Here is a 19,610-nt window from a genome sequence, read left to right as displayed (position 1 = left end):
TTATTTTTTATTTATCCTTTTGCTTCGCCATAGTTTCACCAAAACTCTCTTGTTCGGCTAACCATTGCTTATAATCTTCTTCACTTTCTACAACAATTTTCATCTGCATATTATAGTGAGAAACTCCACAAATCTTATTACATAATAAGTAATATTCAAACTCATAAGGATCTAAAGCCATATCTCCGTTAGCCACTAGTTCTTCACTATTTTCTTTACGGATTTCATTGATGGTTTTAACCTTATCTATCATATAGTCTGTATTTCTCATCTCTTCGGAAGTAATAGTTGGTGTAAATCCGAATTGAGTAATCATACCAGGAACAACATTCATTTGAGCTCTAAAGAATGGGAAATATGCCGAGTGTAACACATCTTGAGATCTCATTTTAAAAAGAACTTTCTTATTTACTGGCAAGTGTAAAGAACCAACGATTTTGTCATCCATAGCGTAGGTATCACTTTCATCCACACCTACTGAATTTATACCTTTAATGAAACGAACATTTGCCTTACCCAAGGTATTATCTTCTCCTGCATATCTAGCTTTCCAACCAAATTGATAGGCATATAATTCTATAACTATAGTATCTTCGTCTTCCTCTACATTCATAATATCTGACCAAGTAAATAATCCGTAGATAATCAATCCTGATAAAACAAGAACGGGAAGAATAGTCCAAACAAATTCTAGTTTATCATTATCTGCGTAAAAGTAGGCTCTTCTACCCTTTTGGCCTCTGTAAATAAAAGTAAAATAATGCAGCAAGAACTGAGTAATAAATTGAACAAATATAATAATCCCTAAGGATAGGAACATTAGATTGTCAAATTGCACCCCATGGGCTGAAGCTGCTTCTGGCAAATAAAATCTTGAATATTCCCAGAAATTATATAGCATAAATAAATTAAACACGATGAGAAAACCCAACATCATGTACCCTTGGGTTTTGTTGTCGTTTTCTGTCGCAATGCTAGGATCTTCCGAGCTATGTGATTTAGATAGCTTTAAGATCTTTGACATTTGCCAAAGCGTAATTCCTAAAAGCGCTATAACTATGATAATTAAAAATACAGTCATTTTATATAATCTTCTTTAAACTAATTATCTTAATAATGAAATTGTTCACTTTCCTTTAAAAAAGGATTTCTTTTTGTTATTAAAGGTGCTTTGGTTAAGGCACTGAATACGATTAACAAAAATAAACCTCCAAAGAAAAGCAAAGCACTAATCTCAGACACTCCAATAAACCAAGATTTACCTACTGTTGCTGGCATAACCATGGTATAAATGTCTAAGTAATGACCAAATAATATAATAACTCCTGTCATTACCACAAACCAATTAATTCTTTTGTAATCGCTATTCATAAGCATCAGCACAGGGAAAATAAAGTTAAGTGCAACCATGCCAAAGAAAGGTAAATTATAATCTTCAATTCGGGTTATATAGTAAGTTACCTCCTCTGGAATATTTGAATACCATATCAACATAAATTGAGAGAACCATAAATAAGTCCAAAAAATACTCATTCCAAACATAAATTTAGCAAGGTCATGAATATGGCTATCATTTACCGTTGGTAAATAACCTCTAGACTTTAAAAACATAGTAACTAAAGCAATTACCGTAATTGCAGCAACAAACAAACTAGAGAATAAATACCAGCCAAATAACGTACTAAACCAATGCGGATCAAAACTCATAATCCAATCCCAAGACATCATAGATTCACTAACCATAAAGAATACCAAGAATCCAGCTGATAGTTTAAAATTTGCTTTATAATAACGATTATGATCTACTTCATCATGCCTTAAAGAATTTCTTCTTAAAAAGAATCTAAAAATATTCCATCCTGCTATATAGATTGCAGCTCTTATTAAAAAGAACGGAACATTCAAGTACGACTCCTTCGCTTGTATGATGGAATCATTTGCCACAACCTCTGGATCCATCCATATAAACAGATGATTTAAGTGCACTCCAGAAAGAACAAGTAAAACAAACATAATAATACTTCCTGGCAATAAATAAGCAGTAATAGCCTCCATTACTCTAAATAAAACTGGCGACCATCCTGCCTGTGCTGCGTATTGTACCGCATAAAAAGCCAATGTACCCAGAGCAATCATAAAAAAGAAGAATGCTGCTACATATGTGGCAGCCCAAGGTTTATTTTGCAATTGGTGTAACATATGCTCTGCGTGCGTATCCTCATCGCTGTGGGCATCAGATGCTTGTTCTCCTGTCGCAGCAACTACTTTTGAATTCTCAGCATCCACTCCATCAACCTGATGAGTCGTTTCTTCAGCTGCAGCGTGTCCTTCCCCGTGAGCTTCATGAGAGGCAATAATTTCTTTTACATCTTCGATGGAAGATGGAGCAGATAAGAAACCATAAATAAGTCCTATTGCCCCAACAATCATTAAGATTATTGCTGTTATTTTTAATTTACCAGATAGCGTGTACATATTAAAATATATAATGCGGTTGATTCTTAATTTTGTTCTTGGTTTAAGCTATTGCTCTCTTCCGTTTCTGTATTATCGACATCTACAGCATCCTCTTCCTCCACCATTTCAGTCTTCGTTAACAGAGACTCCATTTTCATCTTCTCTGCTTCTTCTTCTGTCAAAAATTCTCTTTTAGGATTTCCTTCCAATTCATCTTTCAAATCCATCACATAATGATCAATTTGCCAACGCTCTTCTTCATTGGTTTGTGAAGCGTAAGATCCCATAGTATTTCTTCCGTAGAACATCACGTGATATACAGAACCTTCTGTAATCGCTCTACCTTGATCATCATAAGAAGGCACACCCAGTATTTTTTCTCTTTCTACTAAAGTTCCTTTTCCGTCACCTTTATCCCCATGACAAATTGCGCAATATACTGTAAACAGAGCTCCACCTTTATTTACGTTATCTTCTGTGTAAGGAAGTGGATTCTTTAAATTGGCTTTAGCATCATCATATCCATCTAGATTATTTTCATAATCATATGGCATCCAACCCCTAGGAATAGAACCCTCCACAGGCAATTTGGCTTCCTGTCCCTCTACAAAGATATCGTACTCCCCATAAGTTTCATAACCAACAGATTCATACATATCAGGAAAATATTGATAATTCCTATCGTTTTCATTAAAACAGGATACTGCCAATAAAGACACTAAAGTTACACCTGCTATTCTAAATAAACTTTTCATAGGTTTATTTGTTTATTAAATTCACTTCTAAAGCGCCAGTGTCGCTTAGAAACTTAGACATTAATTCTACACTATGATTGGCCACACTCACTTCCATCAAAAAATGATCATCTGTGGTTCTTACATCTGGATTTTCTGCTTGCTTAAAAGGCCATAGTTTACTTCTTAAATAAAAAGTAATAACCATAAGGTGCGCTGCGAAAAATACGGTTAACTCAAACATAATAGGCACAAAAGCCGGCAAATTTTCCAAAAAACTAAAACTTGGTTTACCACCAATATCTTGAGGCCAATCTTGGATCATAATAAAATCCATCATCCAGATGGCGAACGCTAAACCTACCAAACCATATAAAAAAGAGGTAATTGCAAGTCGTGTTGGCTCTAATCCCATTGCCTTATCAAGACCATGCACCGGGAAAGGAGTATAAATCTCCTCAATGTGGTAATTGGCCTCTCTCGTTTGCTTTACGGCTTGCATAAGCAAGTCATCGTCCGTATAAATAGCGTGTATAACTTTTGAAGACATTCTTTACTTATTATAAGTTTATATTATTATCTGAGTCTGAATTTGCATCCTTAGCCTTGTTCTTCTCGTGGCTAATATTTGCTGCTGGCTTTATAATAGACCCTCCATACAATGCTACATCATCTCCATGTTGTGCTCTTAATTTTTTATACTTTTCTCCCGAAGATTTCAAAATAGTTTTGATCTCTGCTTGTGCAATTACCGGGAATGTTCTTGCATATAATAAGAATAATACAAAGAAGAAACCTATAGTTCCAATAAAAATTCCAATATCTACAAAAGTTGGAGAGAACATCGTCCAAGAAGAAGGTAAGTAATCCCTGTGCAGCGAAGTTACAATAATTACGAAACGCTCAAACCACATTCCTGTATTTACAACAATTGAAATAAAGAAAGAGAACATAATACTTCTTCTTAATTTCGGGAACCACATAAATTGAGGTGAAATCACGTTAAATGACATCATACACCAATATGCCCACCAGTAAGGTCCTGTAGCTCTGTTTAAAAATGCATACTGCTCAAATTCTACACCAGAGTACCATGCGATTACCAGCTCGGTAATATAGGCGACCCCAACAATAGATCCCGTAAGCATAATTACAATATTCATCAATTCAATATGCTGTACCGTAATGTAGTCCTCTAAATTAGACACCTTACGCATAATGATTAACAATGTGTTTACCATGGCAAACCCAGAGAAAATCGCTCCTGCAACAAAATAAGGAGGAAAAATCGTGGTATGCCAACCTGGTATTACAGAGGTTGCGAAGTCAAAAGATACAATCGTGTGTACAGAAAGTACCAAAGGAGTAGCCAAACCAGCCAGTACTAAAGATACTTCTTCAAAACGTTGCCAGTCTTTTGCTCTACCAGACCATCCGAAAGAAAGTATAGAGTAAATTCTCTTCTGAAAAGGTTTTACCGCTCGGTCACGAATCATAGCAAAATCAGGAAGCAAACCTGTCCACCAGAACACTAAAGATACCGAAAGATACGTAGAAATTGCAAAAACATCCCAAAGCAGCGGAGAGTTAAAGTTTACCCATAACGAACCAAACTGGTTGGGAATAGGCAATACCCAATATGCCAACCAAGGACGTCCCATGTGTATAATAGGAAATAATCCTGCCTGCACAACCGCAAAAATAGTCATCGCTTCTGCAGATCGGTTAATAGACATTCTCCACTTTTGCCGGAATAATAATAGTACAGCTGAGATAAGTGTACCAGCGTGGCCAATACCTACCCACCATACAAAGTTGGTAATATCCCAAGCCCAACCTACGGTCTTGTTTAATCCCCAAGTACCAATACCTGTTGCTACCGTATAAGTGATACATCCTAACCCCCAAACAAAAGCGATAAGGGCTATAGTAAATGCAATCCACCAAGACTTATTGGCTTTTCCCTCTACAGGAGCCGCAACGTCTAAAGTAACATCATGATAGGACTTATCTCCTGTAACTAAAGGCTTTCTAAAGGGTGCTTCGTAATGAGACATAATGCGTTATAATTAATTCTTTAAATAAACTATTAAACTTTTGAAGTGTTTCTAACTTTAGCGTGATAAAAAACGTTTGGTTTTGTACCTACATATTCTAACAAGTGATACATTCTATCGTCTTGTTTCTTCTCATACACCACACTCTCCTTATCATTGATATCGCCAAACTGAATAGCACCAGCACTACACGCACTAGAACAAGCGGTTTGGAATTCTCCATCTTTAATTTCTCTTCCCTCGCGTTTCGCATCAAGAATTGTTTTCTGTGTCATTTGTATACACATAGAACATTTCTCCATCACCCCACGAGATCTTACCGTTACATCTGGATTCAACACCATTCTACCCAAATCATTATTCATATGGTAGTCAAACTCCTCATTCTTGTTGTACAAGAACCAGTTGAAACGACGCACCTTATAAGGACAGTTGTTAGCGCAATATCTTGTTCCCACACAACGGTTATAAGCCATTTGGTTTTGACCTTGACGTCCGTGAGATGTTGCCGCTACTGGACAAACAGTCTCACAGGGCGCGTGATTACAATGCTGACACATTACTGGTTGAAATACCACCTGAACATTTTGGGTTGCAGCGTGCTCTAACTCTCCAAACCCACCTAACGAACCATTGTCTCCAAACAAGCCAGAAAAGTCATCTTTCTTATCTGTATCTTCTAAGAAGGTTTCTTCCGAAGAATAATAACGGTCAATACGCAGCCAGTGCATATCTCTACTACGTCTAATTTCAGACTTACCAACTACTGGCACATTATTCTCACTATGACAAGCAATTACGCAAGCCCCACATCCAGTACAAGCATTCAAATCTATAGAAAGATTAAAATGATGCCCTATACTTCTGTCGAAAGAATCCCAAAGATCTACTTCTGGAGAAGTCACTGGAGTTTCTTCATGATTTAAAGATACCATAGGAACACTATTCCATTCCTCCTTATCTTTGGTATTAAATATTTCTAATGTAGTTTCTTTAACAATTTCGCCTCTACCCATTAAGGTGTTCTGCAATTGCACACAAGCAAATTCATGTTCTCCTGCGGCTTTCTCTATCGTTACATCTTGTACATTATTAAAATTCTTATATAAAGGGTAAGCATTTACACCTACCTGCATTTCTTCCTGTATCGCTTCTTTTCTACCATAACCTAATGCTAGTCCAACAGATCCTCTTGCCTGTCCTGGCTGAATAATTACAGGTATACCATTTACCTCGGTATTTCCCAATTTGAGATTTACATAACTACCATTTAATCCACCATTAGCCACGTGTCTGTTACTCAATTCTAATGCATCCGCATCAGCTTTAGAGATGGTTAAATAATTATCCCAAGAAGCTCTAGTAATAGGATCTGGCATTTCTTGCAACCAAGGGTTGTTTGCTTGCTCTCCATCTCCTAAAGCCACTTTAGTATAAAGCGTTAACTCTAATCCTTTTGATTTTTCAGTCTGACTTAATTTCCTAGCGGAAGAAGAAGCAGATAAAGCTGCAGCTGAAGACTCCGTAGTACTGGAAGCAGTTGACACAGAAGTAGACTCAAATACCCCGTCGTGCAACGCACTAGACCAAGAAGTTGAACCTAACATTCCTTTCCAAGTTTCTTTAATATAGTCGTAATATGACTTATCGTTATCTGTCCAACTTAATAAGCAATCTTGAAATTGACGCGTATCGAATAATGGCTTAATTGTAGGCTGCATTAGACTAAAATTGTTTTTAGTCATTTGCACATCCCCCCAGCTTTCTAAATAGTGAGGTGTAGCTCCTACAAATTCTGCCAATACAGCAGTTTCGTCCATTTTTGAAGAGAAGGAAACCGTAAGATCTACCTTATTAAGCGCCTCTACAAATTCATCTGCATTAGGAAAACTGTATGCAGGATTCACTCCTACCATCATAATTCCTCCTACAGAACCACTATTCATATCTTCCACCAACTGAAGCGCTTCATTAGCATCTCCTTGACGAATCATTCTTGCATTGGCAGTATCCATCACAGCACTACCTAATTTTTCATTGATTGCCAATACTAAATTCTGCGCATCTATATCTTGGATTCCTGAAACCACAACAGCTCCAGTTCCCGCTTTTCTTAATTCTTCTTTAGCTTTAATAACTACATCGTCTAGTTTCGCTGACAAACCACTAGTAGTGGTTCCCGAAACATATCCGTAAAGAGCTGCTAAAATCATCTTTTGTTCCGAAGGAGTTACAGGTACACGCTTATCTGCATTTGCACCTGTCATAGACATATTAGATTCAAACTGAATATGACGAGACATTTTTCCGTTCTTCGGAATTCTTCCTTGAGCATATCCTGAATCGTTTCCCCCACCGTGCCAATCTCCCAAGAAATCTGCTCCTACAGAAACAATTGTAGTTGCCTTAGAGAAATCATAATTTGGAAGAGCTCTAAAACCGTATTTAGCCTCAAAAGCATCTAAAGCCGCAGTTTCAGAAACAGTATCATAAATCACGTGACGCACATTAGGATACTTCCCTTTAAACTCTTCAATTAATTTGGCTGTAGAAGGACTTGCAAAAGTTTGCGTTAACAAAACCAATTCTTTTCCGCCTAAAGCAGCGAGCCTCGCTTCTACCTCATCATCAAAGTCTCCCCATGAAACTCCTTCTCCGCCAATCGTAGGCCCACTCAACCTCTTAAGATCGTATAAGGATAATACAGAAGCGTGAACTCTAGCATTCGCACCTGAATTCACCTTTCCTAGAGTATTATTTTCTATTTTAATAGGTCTCCCTTCGCGAGTTTTCACAAGCACGCTAGAAAAATCAAAACCATCTGCAATGGTTGTAGCATAATAATTAGCTACTCCAGGCACAATACGCTCTGGCTGAACCACGTAAGGAATTGACTTTGTCACAGGACCTTCACAAGCCGCAAGTGACGCAGCTGCCGTACTAAAACCAACAAATTTAAGGAAATCTCTTCTGGAAGTTGACGAACTTTCTAAAGTCTCTTTGTCTCCCAAAAATTCATCTGTAGGAATCTCTTCTACAAATTCTTTTTGTTGAAGCGCCTCAACAATAGAACTATCCTCATTTAGCTCTTCAACACTTTTCCAGTATTTCTTGTTTGATGACATATGATATTATAGATATTAACTTCTTATTCTTAAAAAAACTAGTAGTGACATTTACCACATTCCAAGGCTCCCATTTGAGCCGCTGTTAATGTTTCAACGCCGTATTTCTTAGACAATTCTTCATGAATTTTATCGTAATACTTATTGCCTTGCACTTTTACTTTTGTGTCTCTATGACAATTGATACACCAACCCATTGTTAAGGGTGCGTCTTGACGCATTATTTCCATTTCTTGCACAGGGCCGTGACACTCCTGACACGCAATCCCAGCAACCGAAACGTGTTGCGAGTGATTAAAGTAAGCGAAATCTGGCAAATTATGAATTCGAACCCATTTCACAGGTTTCTCCTCACCAGTATAAGATAAAGTTTCTGTATCCCAACCTACTGCATCGTATAATTTTGCGATCTCTCCATCATAAAATTCTTTAGAATAATCGTCGGTAGCTGTTTCTGGCGCCACTTCTGATATAGATTTATGACAGTTCATACACACATTTAAAGAAGGTATTCCCGAATGCTTACTTACTCGTGCAGAAGAGTGACAGAACTTACATTCAATCTGGTTATCTCCCGCATGGATTCTATGCGAATAATGAATAGGCTGTACAGGTGCATAGCCCTGATCTACCCCTACCTGCATAAAAAAGCCATATACAAAAAACGCTCCTACCAACAATAAGAATATGGAAGACACCAATACTAAAAACTGGTTTTCAACAAAAGCTTTCCATATAGGTTTTCTTTTTTCAGAAACTACAACCGGAACACCGTTTACTTCGGCGAATCGATTTAAAGTTTTATTTACTAAAACTAAAATCACCGTAAGTAGCAATAACACGAAAGCAAGAATTCCCAATATAATATTGGTAGAAACACCGCCACCTCCAGAACCTCCAGAATTAGCTTGAGCGCTATCTCCTGCCGCTTGAGCGGGCTCGGCTTTTGGCTGCTCCACATAGGCCAAAATGTTATCGATTTCCTCATTAGATAACTGAGGAAACGCATTCATAGAAACCTCATTATACTCCTCGTAGATTGCCACTGCCTCAGGATCGCCAGAAGCAATCATCGCAGCACTGTTTTCTATCCACTCGTAAAGCCATTCTCTATCGCGCTTTTCGGTCACCCCGTGTAACGCAGGTCCAATTCCTTTTTTATACGGTTTATGACAAGCAGCACAAAGAGAGTTAAATAAATCTTTTCCCGCGGCCACATCTCCTTCGACATCTCCCGCACCAGAATCAGATTCTTCTGCCGCAGCATCTGCAGCGCCAGAATCTTCTTGAGCGAAAGAAGTTTGCGAGAATGAAAATAACACTACCATAGAAAGTAGTAGCGTTCTAAAAATTGAATGGCGTATATTCACCTTTTTCATATTACAGCTGAATTAACATCTTAGTTTGGTATGGTTTTTATAGTGAAGTAGTTAGCTATATTAACATATCTTAACACTCCAAAATCCAAGGACAAAAGTAATACTTATAGATGATTTTAGGGATGTTAGGGAAGTGTTAATGGCTAATTTATACTATTTCTAAATAATAAAATCAGTACAACTATAGTTATTTAATTATACTTTTGTAAAAAACACTTCGTACCATGACCATAAACAAATCAGTAATATATTTATTCTTAGCGAGTTGCATTTTTAGTGGATTGCGCTTAAACGCTCAAGAAAACAAATCTAACATTACCGCAGACCCATTAGTACAAGAAATGTTAGTTCTGAAATCGAAAATGACAGAGAGCAATGAACTAAATGAACGCTACAAAATTCAGTTGTTTTCTGGCTCTACGCTAGAAGAAGCTAATAAAATAAGAGATAGGTTCAAGCAAAAATACCCAAAACATCCAGCAAGTATCGAATATCAAACTCCTAACTATAAAGTATGGGTGGGGGATTTTAGAGATCGCTTAGAAGCGGAAAGAATTTTTATCGCTATTAAAGAAGATTTTAAAAGCTCTTTTGTTTTTAAACCGAGATAGTGATTTCTCTCTTTTTTAAAAGTCTTTTTTACGTGATAATTAAACAAAGCATTGTCACAATAAATGAATAAAGAATAATCATTTATAAAAATAAAATTCTCTAATTTCAATACATTCGTTTTGAAAATAAGAAATATACTAATACCAACCTCTGCAATTCTCAAGCAGAGGTTTTTTATTTAGCATTACTATTATTCAAGCTTCAAGTCTCAAAAATATCAAATATGCACTTAAGCAATCTTATGGAAAATTTCTTTAAATTTCCTCAATAGATTAGCGTAGCAAAGCTGAAAACATCCAAATAGAATCTAGATTTTTAGCATTTACGCTTTCTGTCTTCCCATAATTGAAAACAAATTAATTCAGGACTCTTAAACATCTAATTTGAGCCATTTTTAAGGATGCTCCATAACTCTATCAAAGTTAGCTGTCTTCAGTACAAATCAGAAGAAAAAGGGTTTAAACCCCTTAACTAATACGATACTAAAGCAAGAATTAAACTCTGCCGCATTACCAAACACCTTCATGAAAAAAGGCAGCTCCAATGGAACTGCCTTTTTGTTTATTCAGAAGTAAATTTACTTTTCTTATTTCAATTTCTTCTTCACTGCTACTTCTTGGAAAGCTTCTACAATATCGCCTTCCTTTATATCGTTGTAATTCTTCACTTGAAGTCCACAATCGTATCCTTTAGAAACTTCTTTCGCATCGTCTTTAAAACGTTTCAAGGAAGAAAGTACTCCAGTATAGATTACCACTCCGTCACGAATTAATCTTATATTACTATTTCTATAGATCTTACCATCGGTTACCATACATCCCGCAATCGTACCCACTTTAGAAATCTTGAAGGTCTCTCTTATTTCTGCGTTACCCGTAATCTCTTCCTTCATTTCTGGAGAAAGCATCCCTTCCATCGCATCTTTAAGATCGTTGATGGCATCGTAGATAATTGAGTAAGTTCTGATATCGATTTCTTCCTTATCTGCTACCTGACGCGCATTACCTGCAGGTCTTACGTTAAATCCGATAATAATCGCTTCAGATGCTGAAGCTAATAATACATCGCTTTCCGTAATTGCACCTACTGCTTTATGAATGATATTTACCTGAATTTCTTCCGTAGAAAGTTTTTGGAAACTATCTGTCAATGCTTCTACAGAACCATCTACATCTCCTTTAAGGATAATATTTAATTCTTTAAAGTCTCCCAACGCAATTCTACGTCCAATTTCATCTAAGGTAATGTGACGTTGCGTTCTTACACTTTGCTCTCTTTGCAACTGTGTTCGTTTGGATGCAATATCTTTAGCTTCACGCTCATCTTCCATTACAGAGAATTTATCTCCTGCTTGTGGCGCTCCATCCAATCCTAATATTGAAACTGGAGTTGCGGGACCTGCTTCTTTAATAGTGTTCCCACGCTCATCGTGCATCGCTTTGATCTTACCACTAGTGGTTCCTGCGAGTACGTAGTCTCCAATTTTTAAAGTTCCGTTTTGAACTAAAATAGTAGACATATATCCTCTACCTTTATCTAAGTATGCTTCTACTACCGTACCAGAAGCTTTTCTAGAAGGGTTCGCTTTAAGCTCTAAGATTTCGGCTTCTAATAATACTTTTTCTAATAATTCTTTAACACCAGCTCCTGTCTTAGCAGAAATATCTTGAGATTGTACTTTACCTCCCCAATCTTCTACCAAAAGATTTAAGGCCGCTAACTTCTCTTTAATTTTCTCTGTATTTGCTGTAGGAAGATCTGTTTTGTTAATCGCAAAAACTATAGGAACTCCTGCCGCTTGTGCGTGAGAAATTGCTTCTTTTGTTTGCGGCATCACATCATCATCTGCTGCAATTACAATAATTGCGATATCTGTAACTTGCGCTCCACGTGCACGCATCGCCGTAAAGGCTTCGTGTCCTGGAGTATCTAAAAATGATAGTTTATTACCATTTTCTAACTCTACGCCGTAGGCTCCAATATGCTGTGTGATTCCTCCACTTTCTCCTGCAATTACATTTTCTTTACGGATGTAATCTAGCAAAGAAGTTTTACCGTGATCTACGTGTCCCATTACGGTAACAATAGGCGCTCTTTCAATTAAATCTTCTTCATTATCTACAACTACTTCCATTGACTCTTCAATATCGGCAGTTACAAAATCAACCTCAAAACCAAATTCTTCAGCAACAATAGAAAGAGTCTCGGCATCTAGACGCTGGTTCATCGTTACCATCATTCCCAATGACATACAAGCTGAAATAACCTTGGTCACACCAACATCCATCATCGTAGCCACCTCACTTACCGTAACAAATTCTGTTACTTTAAGTGTTTTGCTTTCCTGATCTTGTTGTGCTTGATCGTCTTCCGTTTTTTGACGGTGTTGATCTCTTTTATCTCTTCTATATTTTGCTCCTTTACCTTTAGAGGATTTCCCCTGAAGCTTTTCTAGCGTTTCTCTAATTTGCTTTTGTACTTCTTCTTCTGTTGGCTCTTCCTTAGTAACTGCAGGTTTACGCGTTTTATTGGCGCCTCCTCTTTTAAAAGACCCTCCACCAGTTCTTCTGTTACCTCCAGAAGCAGTTCCGCCACCAGTAGTACTTTTACTTATTCTTCTACGTTTCTTCTTTTTGGCTGCAGTGCTGTCTTTAGCATCTTCTTTTTTCTTCGCAGGCTTTTTCTTAAACTGACTTAAATCAATTTTTTCTCCTGTGAAGTTAGGGCCATTAAGCTTTTTGTATTGCGTTTCTAGACGCTCTTCTTCTGGCGCTTTTTCCTCTTCCTTTTTCTCTGGAGCGGCACCGGCTGGTTTCTTTAATCCAGAAGTTTCATCTTTTTTAGACGGCTCTTCCTTCTTAGTTTCTTTAGGCTTCTCCTGCTTCTTAGGCTTAGGACTAGGCTTATTCTTAGATTTATCTTTTTCTAAATCTATTTTACCCACTTGCTTAGGGCCGCTTAAACTAGCTTTAGCTTTCACTATACGAGCCTCCTCTTCTTCTTTTTCTTTCTCCTTCTGTCTGCGCTCCTCTAGCTTACGCAATTTCTCTTCTTGCTCTTTCTCTCTAGCCAACCGAAGATCTTCCTTTTCTTTCTTTCGCTCTTCACTCACTTCTTTTGACGCTACTTTCTTACTCTTATCGGTTTGAAACTTCTCAAAAAGCACCTGGTAAACTTCCTCGGAGATTTTTGCAGTAGGACGCGCCTCAACATCATACCCCTTAGAATCTAAAAATTCTACAGCACGGTCTAATGAAATATTGAATTCACGTAATACTTTGTTTAATCGCATTGTTCTTGCTTCAGCCATAAATTGCCTCTAAATTAACCTCTTTATTCTTATTATATGATTAAAAATTTCATAAAAACCTCTAATCTTCAAATTCTTCTTTTAAGACCCGCATCACATTTTGAATGGTTTCCTCTTCAAGGTCTGTAATTTTAACCAAATCTTCTATGTCTTTTTCCAAAACACTTTTCGCAGTCTCTAATCCTACTCTAGATAACTCTACAATTACCCAATCTTCGATCTCATCAGAAAACTCAGACAATTCTACATCTTCTTCTCCTCCTTCTCTGTACACATCAATCTCATAACCTGTTAACTGTCCCGCCAATCTAATGTTATGACCGCCACGCCCAATAGCTTTAGAAACCTCTTCTGGTCTAAGCATCACTTGCGCTGTTTTCTTTTCTTCGTCTATTTTTATAGATGTAACTTTCGCCGGACTTAAAGACCGCGTAATTAACAACTGCGTATTGGTTGTGTAATTAATTACATCTATATTTTCATTTCCTAACTCACGCACAATTCCGTGAATACGAGAACCTTTCATCCCTACACAAGCTCCAACAGGATCAATTCTATCATCGTAAGAATCTACTGCTACTTTAGCTTTCTCGCCAGGAACCCTTACCACTTTCTTTACGGTAATCAATCCGTCGAAAACTTCTGGGATTTCTTGCTCAAATAATTTTTCCAAGAAAACCGGTGCAGTTCTCGACAAAATAATCGTGGGTTTATTCCCTTTTAATTCTACACTTTCAATTACTCCTCTTACATTTTCTCCTTTACGGAAAAAATCTGAAGGAATCTGTCTATCCTTAGGCATCACTAGCTCATTTCCTTCATCATCTAGCAAAATTACAGTTCTATGTCGAATATGGTGAACTTCTGCGGTATAAATTTCTCCTTCTAAGTCTTTAAACTGCTTATAAATATTGGTATTATCGTGTTCGTGAATTTTAGAAATTAGATTTTGCCTTAATGCCAAAATAGCTCTTCGTCCTAAATCTATCAATTTTACTTCTTCAGAAACGTCTTCACCTACTTCAAAATCGGGTTCGATTTTTCTAGCTGCTGAAAGGGAAATTTCTTGGTTATCTATCTCCACCTCACCATCGGCAACCACCACTCTATTTCTCCATATTTCTAAATCTCCTTTATCTGGGTTAATAATGATATCAAAATTGTCGTCTTCTCCAAATTTTTTCTTCAGAGCATTTCTAAACACATCTTCTAAGATCGCCATTAAAGTCACACGATCTATTAATTTATCATCTTTAAACTCTGAAAAAGAGTTAATTAAATCGATATTCTCCATATCTAATTTCTGTTAAAATGTTATCATCACTTTTGCTTCTAAAATATCGGAATAGGCTATGACGGCTTCTTTTTTCACCGTTACCTTTCCTTTTCCTACCGTCTTGGGCTCTCTAGCCTTCCAATGCAGTGTAATTTCTTTTTCGTTAGCGTCTTTTAAATTGGCCTCTATAGCTTCATTTTTCGTCTTCACCGCCAATTTTCTACCTATATTTTTCTTGTATTGCCTGGGAAGTAATAAGGGTGCAGTTACCCCCGCAGAAGTCACTTCTAAAGAAAAATCTTCCTCTTCTCGGTCTAAATTATGCTCAATTGCTCGGCTAACATCAATGCAATCATTCACAGAAACACCTTGATCTCCATCAATCACTACTAAAATTTGATTATCTCCCTTCACTTCAAAATCTATTAAAAACAAGCCTTCTTTTTCCTCTAAAGCCTTATCTAACAAATCCTTAACCAGTTCTTGTCGCATTAAAATTTTTATAAAAAGAGGGGACTTAAGGTCCCCTCTATCAATTATTTCTTCTTTCCGATGCAAATATAGTAATATTTTCTTACATATTTAATTAGATGTCCAATGAAATTATTTGTAACTTTAATTTTCGTACTAATTAACCAAAACAAACCACCCAAAATGAAAAAAATTCTTGTACCTACAGATTTCTCTGAACAAGCAGAAAATGCCTTAAAAGTGGCAGCGCAATTTGCCAGAAAATACGATAGTGAGATCTATCTTCTTCATATGCTAGAATTGCCTATGCAAAATACCGACCCTGCGATGACCTCTGGAAATCAAATTCCAGAAGCCTTATATTTTATGAAATTAGCTCGCAATCGTTTCGAGGAAGTTTTATCTAGAGACTATTTGGAAGGAATACGAGTTTACGAAACTGTGCAATTTCACCAAGCTTTTGATGGGATTATGGAATTTACAAAACAAAATGATGTAGATTTAGTAGTTATGGGCTCTCACGGAGCCACTGGAATGAAGGAAATTTTTATAGGCTCTAATACCGAAAAAGTAGTACGAAATTCAGATATTCCAGTATTGGTGGTTAAAAATGAATTGATTATTTCTGAAGTAGAGAATATGGTGTACGCTACAGATTTAATGAAGAAAAATAAAGAATCTTTTACCGAGGCAGTAAAGTTTTCTCAAATGCTAAATGCCAAGATGCACGTGGTGTACATCAATACGTCTAGCAAATTTAAAACCGACGATTACCTTATAGATAAATCTACAAAATTTTTGGAAGATTTAGATACCAGCAACCTTACTTTTGAAGTCTATGGTGCAGAATCTATAGAAAAAGGAATCTTAAAATATGCCGCTAAGAAAAAAGCGAATTTAATAGGTATAAGTACCCACGGAAGAAAAGGACTTGCACATTTCCTTAACGGAAGCATTAGCGAAGATCTAGTAAACCACGCCAAAACCCCAGTGGTTACTTTTAGAATTAAATAAATATCTTTTTTAAACCAGATTGAAGACAAGACCAAAAATAATTCCAAAAAGATTTGGTCTTGTCTCTTTTTACTTGTCCTACGTTTTGAGAAACTCCTCCCCTTTCTGAAGAGTTTTTTACCATCATATTTGCAATAAAACTAAGAATCTTATTTTTTCGCTGTCGGTCTTTTTTGAGAATATGAAATTTAAGCTTTTCATAATTTAATTTTAGATCTCCCGAAGCTACATTTTTATCTCCGCTAAAATTATAATAAATCTGCTCTATTCCGCCTTCTGCCTCTACATTAAATGCTGGTGTAAAAAAGGAATTAATGGATGTATCTGGAATCCTATACGCAGAGCCATTTACCCTAAATCTATCTAAAGTATCATTTATTTTAAAATTCCAATTAAAATTTAAGCTAGACTTCCCCATAAATTGAGTTTTAATTTTCACTTTAGTCGTAGGAAAATCTTCTCTTTTTAGGTCCAAATTCGATACGTCGCTAATTTCAGCATTGAGCTCATCAAAAAAAATAGCTGCAGCCGAACCTGGTTTTTTAATCTGTTCCTCATAGGTAAGCCTACTAGAACGTATACGCATAGAATCTATCTTGACTCCAAAATCTAAATTCCGCAGCATCTCGCTATACATTTCCTTTTTTGTGATATCATCTTTTACCGTCTTATCTCTAAAGACGTCAAAATTCATATTTTTAATCTCTATAAGCGGACTATAAAACTTATTTTTCTCCTCTAGATCTAGTTCATATTTATTCACTGTCAACTCCTCTATTTTTAAATCCATCCAATCTTTCTCATATGAAATATGCTTTATGTAATCCTTTTTAGAGTATTTCGGACTCATATACAAGTCGGTAAGAGAAATCTTGTCCTTAAAAAGATGCAATTCTTTCACTCGTAACTCTTGCAAATCATTCATATCAAAAAAGACCTCTCGCGATTTTAGCGTATAATCGCCATAAGTAAAAGGAATTTGTTCCGTTCTTTTATCTTTACTAGATAACATATCCTCAATGTCCAACTCAAAAGACTTCAGTTTTACTTTTTCTATGCTGTCCTTCTTAAAAACAAAAGACCCCTTTTCTAGCCGTAAATGCTTCAGAATAATCTTTTTATCAAAATTTTTGCCGTTTTTTTCCGAAGAATACTGCGTAGAATCTGTTACTTTATGAAGAAATACATGAGGCTCGCTTAGTGAAATGCTATGAATTTGAATGTGATCATCAAATAGTAAAGCTTTATAAGAAACATCTTTAACAGACAAGTAGGCAACTTCAAAGCGGGATTCATTCTTATTGCTCTTCCAAGTTAGCTTTGTTAGATTTACGCTTCCGCGGAATAAACTCAGATCCAAATCTTCATAGGTAGCTACTCCGTAAAGCACTGGCTCTTCCAAAAAAGATTCTATTTTATCTTTTACAAAAAAGTAGGTGAAAATATATCCGCCAATCAGCAGGACTGCCATTATAGAGAGTACTTTTAAAAATGTTTTCAAGCTAAAGTATTTTTTGTTGTTAAAAATAAGTATTTAAAACATAGATAACTTCATCCTTTTTAAAGATTTAACAACGTACAGATATGAATTTTAAATATATCGTTAAAATTAAACTAATTGTATTTTTTTTAAAGCTTAGCGAGATACTTTAAATCTATATTTGTGGCATAACCAATTTAAATACTTAAATGATTCTAAAGCTTATTTTCTTAGCCCTCTTTCTTATTGCAGAGATTGCGTTAGGTATTTACAGCTTTTTACATACCGATAGTTTATTAATAAAATTTATCTTTTTTCTGCTAACTACACTTATTGTTTGTATTTTAATCATTCAGGCTACAAATATAGCTCTACCTACGGATGAGGAATTGGAAAAATAAATTTCTTTAATACCACATAATTTGTTTATCATTACGGCATGAAACTAGTTTGCATCGCTGATACCCACACTCGCGAGAAACGTTTGCATATCCCGTTTGGGAATGTACTTATTCATGCAGGAGATTTCTCTGAAACTGGAACATTAAGAGAAACTAAAGCTTTCCTTACTTGGTTTACCAGTCACAATCATCACCACAAAATATTAGTTCCAGGAAATCACGATTTTTTTCTTCACAAAGAAAACCTTGAAAAACTTACAACTTATTTAAAAGACGTTCATCTTTTAATCAATACTTCTGTTATAATTGAAGGATACCATTTTTGGGGCTCTCCAAATACTTCTTTGGGTAAACCTTGGGCTTTTGGATTAGAACCAAGTGAAATTGAGCAGCATTGGAAACAAATTCCGCGTCAAGCGAATGTGATTATCACCCATAATCCACCATACGACATTTTAGATCACACCAAGAATCATCGCGTAGGTTGTCCTTATTTAAAAAAGGAAGTACAAGAGATACAACCCAAATATCACATATTTGGTCACGCCCACGACAACTACGGAAATATAAAACTAGGAAAAACTACCTACATCAACGCCACTTCTTTTGACGATAAATTTACTACGCCCAATGAACCTGTTGTATTAGAATTGTAAAAATTGAAGTTGAACGTCAAACTACAGTTGAAATTGATGAAGAGTTGAAAAATATCTAACTACAATAAATTTCCCCCAAACAAAACCCACCTAAGAGCAACATTCCCAATTTTTTGTAGTACTGATATTTTTTATTAGCCTATTAAGCTTTACTAGTCCTAAGTCTAAACGTCATGGTTCCAAGTGTCTTTTGCATTCTATCACAACCAAGAGATCCTGAATAAAACCCTCCCACCCATACATGTTCGGACAAGCCTTATCGTCAAATTTTTTCAGGATGACATTCGCTTACCGTCATACAGAGTGAAGCGCTGCGAAACGAAACATCTTTTCGTTAAGAAAGCATGAGATTTCTCCTTTCGTCGAAATGACAGAAATCATTTGGCTGCGCTCAGCATAAACTTCTCGCCAATTTCTTTATAAAATGAAAAAATCCCCAACTCTATTAAGAATTGAGGATTTCTGTTGGCCCACTAGGGCTCGAACCTAGACTCTTCTGTACCAAAAACAGACGTGTTGCCAGTTACACCATGGGCCATTGCAGTAATGCGAGTGCAAATTTAAAAGAAAGTTTCATTATTCCAAACAAAAATTAAAAAATTATTTTTAAAAAATATTTGCTTTCAATTAAAACCTTC

At 36.2% G+C, this 19,610-nt stretch carries 14 protein-coding genes and 1 tRNA gene; 3 read left to right on the top strand and 12 right to left on the bottom strand.

Going from position 1 to position 19,610, the window contains the following annotated elements; all coding sequences use genetic code 11:
• Positions 1-7: 7 nt before the first annotated feature.
• Genes RLT85_RS02210 through RLT85_RS02180 form a run of 7 tightly spaced genes read right to left on the bottom strand, consistent with a single transcriptional unit; the run spans position 8 to position 9,752 of the window.
• Positions 8-1,081 carry a cytochrome c oxidase subunit II gene (locus RLT85_RS02210; RefSeq protein ID WP_311400417.1) on the bottom strand — a complete coding sequence of 358 codons (1,074 nt, stop codon included), beginning with the start codon at positions 1,079-1,081 and terminating at the stop codon, positions 8-10.
• Positions 1,082-1,110: 29 nt separating this feature from the next.
• Complete coding sequence (locus RLT85_RS02205) at positions 1,111-2,475, bottom strand: quinol:cytochrome C oxidoreductase (protein ID WP_311400416.1); 1,365 nt, start codon at positions 2,473-2,475, stop codon at positions 1,111-1,113.
• Between the two features lie 26 nt (positions 2,476-2,501).
• Entirely contained in the window at positions 2,502-3,212 is a 711-nt protein-coding gene (locus tag RLT85_RS02200) for a c-type cytochrome (protein WP_311400415.1), read from the bottom strand.
• A 4-nt stretch (positions 3,213-3,216) separates the two neighbouring features.
• On the bottom strand, positions 3,217-3,741 hold the full coding sequence (locus RLT85_RS02195; RefSeq protein WP_311400414.1) for a DUF3341 domain-containing protein: 525 nt from the start codon (positions 3,739-3,741) through the stop codon (positions 3,217-3,219).
• Between the two features lie 10 nt (positions 3,742-3,751).
• The gene (nrfD, locus tag RLT85_RS02190) at positions 3,752-5,248 is read right to left on the bottom strand and encodes an NrfD/PsrC family molybdoenzyme membrane anchor subunit (protein ID WP_311400413.1); all 1,497 of its coding nucleotides are present in this window, start codon (positions 5,246-5,248) and stop codon (positions 3,752-3,754) included.
• A 32-nt stretch (positions 5,249-5,280) separates the two neighbouring features.
• Positions 5,281-8,373 carry a TAT-variant-translocated molybdopterin oxidoreductase gene (locus RLT85_RS02185; protein ID WP_311400412.1) on the bottom strand — a complete coding sequence of 1,031 codons (3,093 nt, stop codon included), beginning with the start codon at positions 8,371-8,373 and terminating at the stop codon, positions 5,281-5,283.
• 38 nt (positions 8,374-8,411) lie between these two features.
• The gene (locus RLT85_RS02180; RefSeq protein ID WP_311400411.1) at positions 8,412-9,752 is read right to left on the bottom strand and encodes a c-type cytochrome; all 1,341 of its coding nucleotides are present in this window, start codon (positions 9,750-9,752) and stop codon (positions 8,412-8,414) included.
• 224 nt (positions 9,753-9,976) lie between these two features.
• Between RLT85_RS02180 and RLT85_RS02175 the strand changes: the two genes are divergently transcribed.
• The gene (locus tag RLT85_RS02175; RefSeq protein WP_311400410.1) at positions 9,977-10,363 is read left to right on the top strand and encodes an SPOR domain-containing protein; all 387 of its coding nucleotides are present in this window, start codon (positions 9,977-9,979) and stop codon (positions 10,361-10,363) included.
• A 587-nt stretch (positions 10,364-10,950) separates the two neighbouring features.
• Here RLT85_RS02175 and infB read toward each other — a convergent pair.
• The 3 genes from infB to rimP all read right to left on the bottom strand — a co-directional run bounded on the left by infB (position 10,951) and on the right by rimP (position 15,442).
• Positions 10,951-13,674 (bottom strand): translation initiation factor IF-2, encoded by a 2,724-nt coding sequence (gene infB, locus RLT85_RS02170; protein ID WP_311400409.1) that lies wholly within the window; start codon positions 13,672-13,674, stop codon positions 10,951-10,953.
• Positions 13,675-13,735: 61 nt separating this feature from the next.
• Entirely contained in the window at positions 13,736-14,968 is a 1,233-nt protein-coding gene (nusA, locus tag RLT85_RS02165) for a transcription termination factor NusA (RefSeq protein ID WP_311400408.1), read from the bottom strand.
• 12 nt (positions 14,969-14,980) lie between these two features.
• Positions 14,981-15,442 (bottom strand): ribosome assembly cofactor RimP, encoded by a 462-nt coding sequence (gene rimP / locus RLT85_RS02160; protein WP_311400407.1) that lies wholly within the window; start codon positions 15,440-15,442, stop codon positions 14,981-14,983.
• Between the two features lie 162 nt (positions 15,443-15,604).
• Between rimP and RLT85_RS02155 the strand changes: the two genes are divergently transcribed.
• Entirely contained in the window at positions 15,605-16,435 is an 831-nt protein-coding gene (locus RLT85_RS02155; protein ID WP_311400406.1) for a universal stress protein, read from the top strand.
• Here the strand turns inward: RLT85_RS02155 and RLT85_RS02150 are convergent.
• Entirely contained in the window at positions 16,428-17,936 is a 1,509-nt protein-coding gene (locus RLT85_RS02150; RefSeq protein ID WP_311400405.1) for an AsmA family protein, read from the bottom strand. The genes RLT85_RS02155 and RLT85_RS02150 overlap by 8 nt on opposite strands.
• 418 nt (positions 17,937-18,354) lie before the next feature.
• Between RLT85_RS02150 and RLT85_RS02145 the strand changes: the two genes are divergently transcribed.
• Positions 18,355-18,972 carry a metallophosphoesterase gene (locus RLT85_RS02145; RefSeq protein WP_311400404.1) on the top strand — a complete coding sequence of 206 codons (618 nt, stop codon included), beginning with the start codon at positions 18,355-18,357 and terminating at the stop codon, positions 18,970-18,972.
• A 465-nt stretch (positions 18,973-19,437) separates the two neighbouring features.
• On the opposite strand, the gene RLT85_RS02140 is transcribed toward RLT85_RS02145, so the two are convergent.
• Positions 19,438-19,510 (bottom strand) — tRNA-Gln (locus RLT85_RS02140).
• Positions 19,511-19,610 lie beyond the last annotated feature (100 nt).

The organism is Mesonia ostreae (genome assembly GCF_031845265.1).
Taxonomy (GTDB): Bacteria; Bacteroidota; Bacteroidia; order Flavobacteriales; family Flavobacteriaceae; genus Mesonia; species Mesonia ostreae.
The sequence above is the reverse complement of the archived record's forward strand: the minus strand, read 5'-3'. Positions and strand labels throughout refer to the sequence as shown.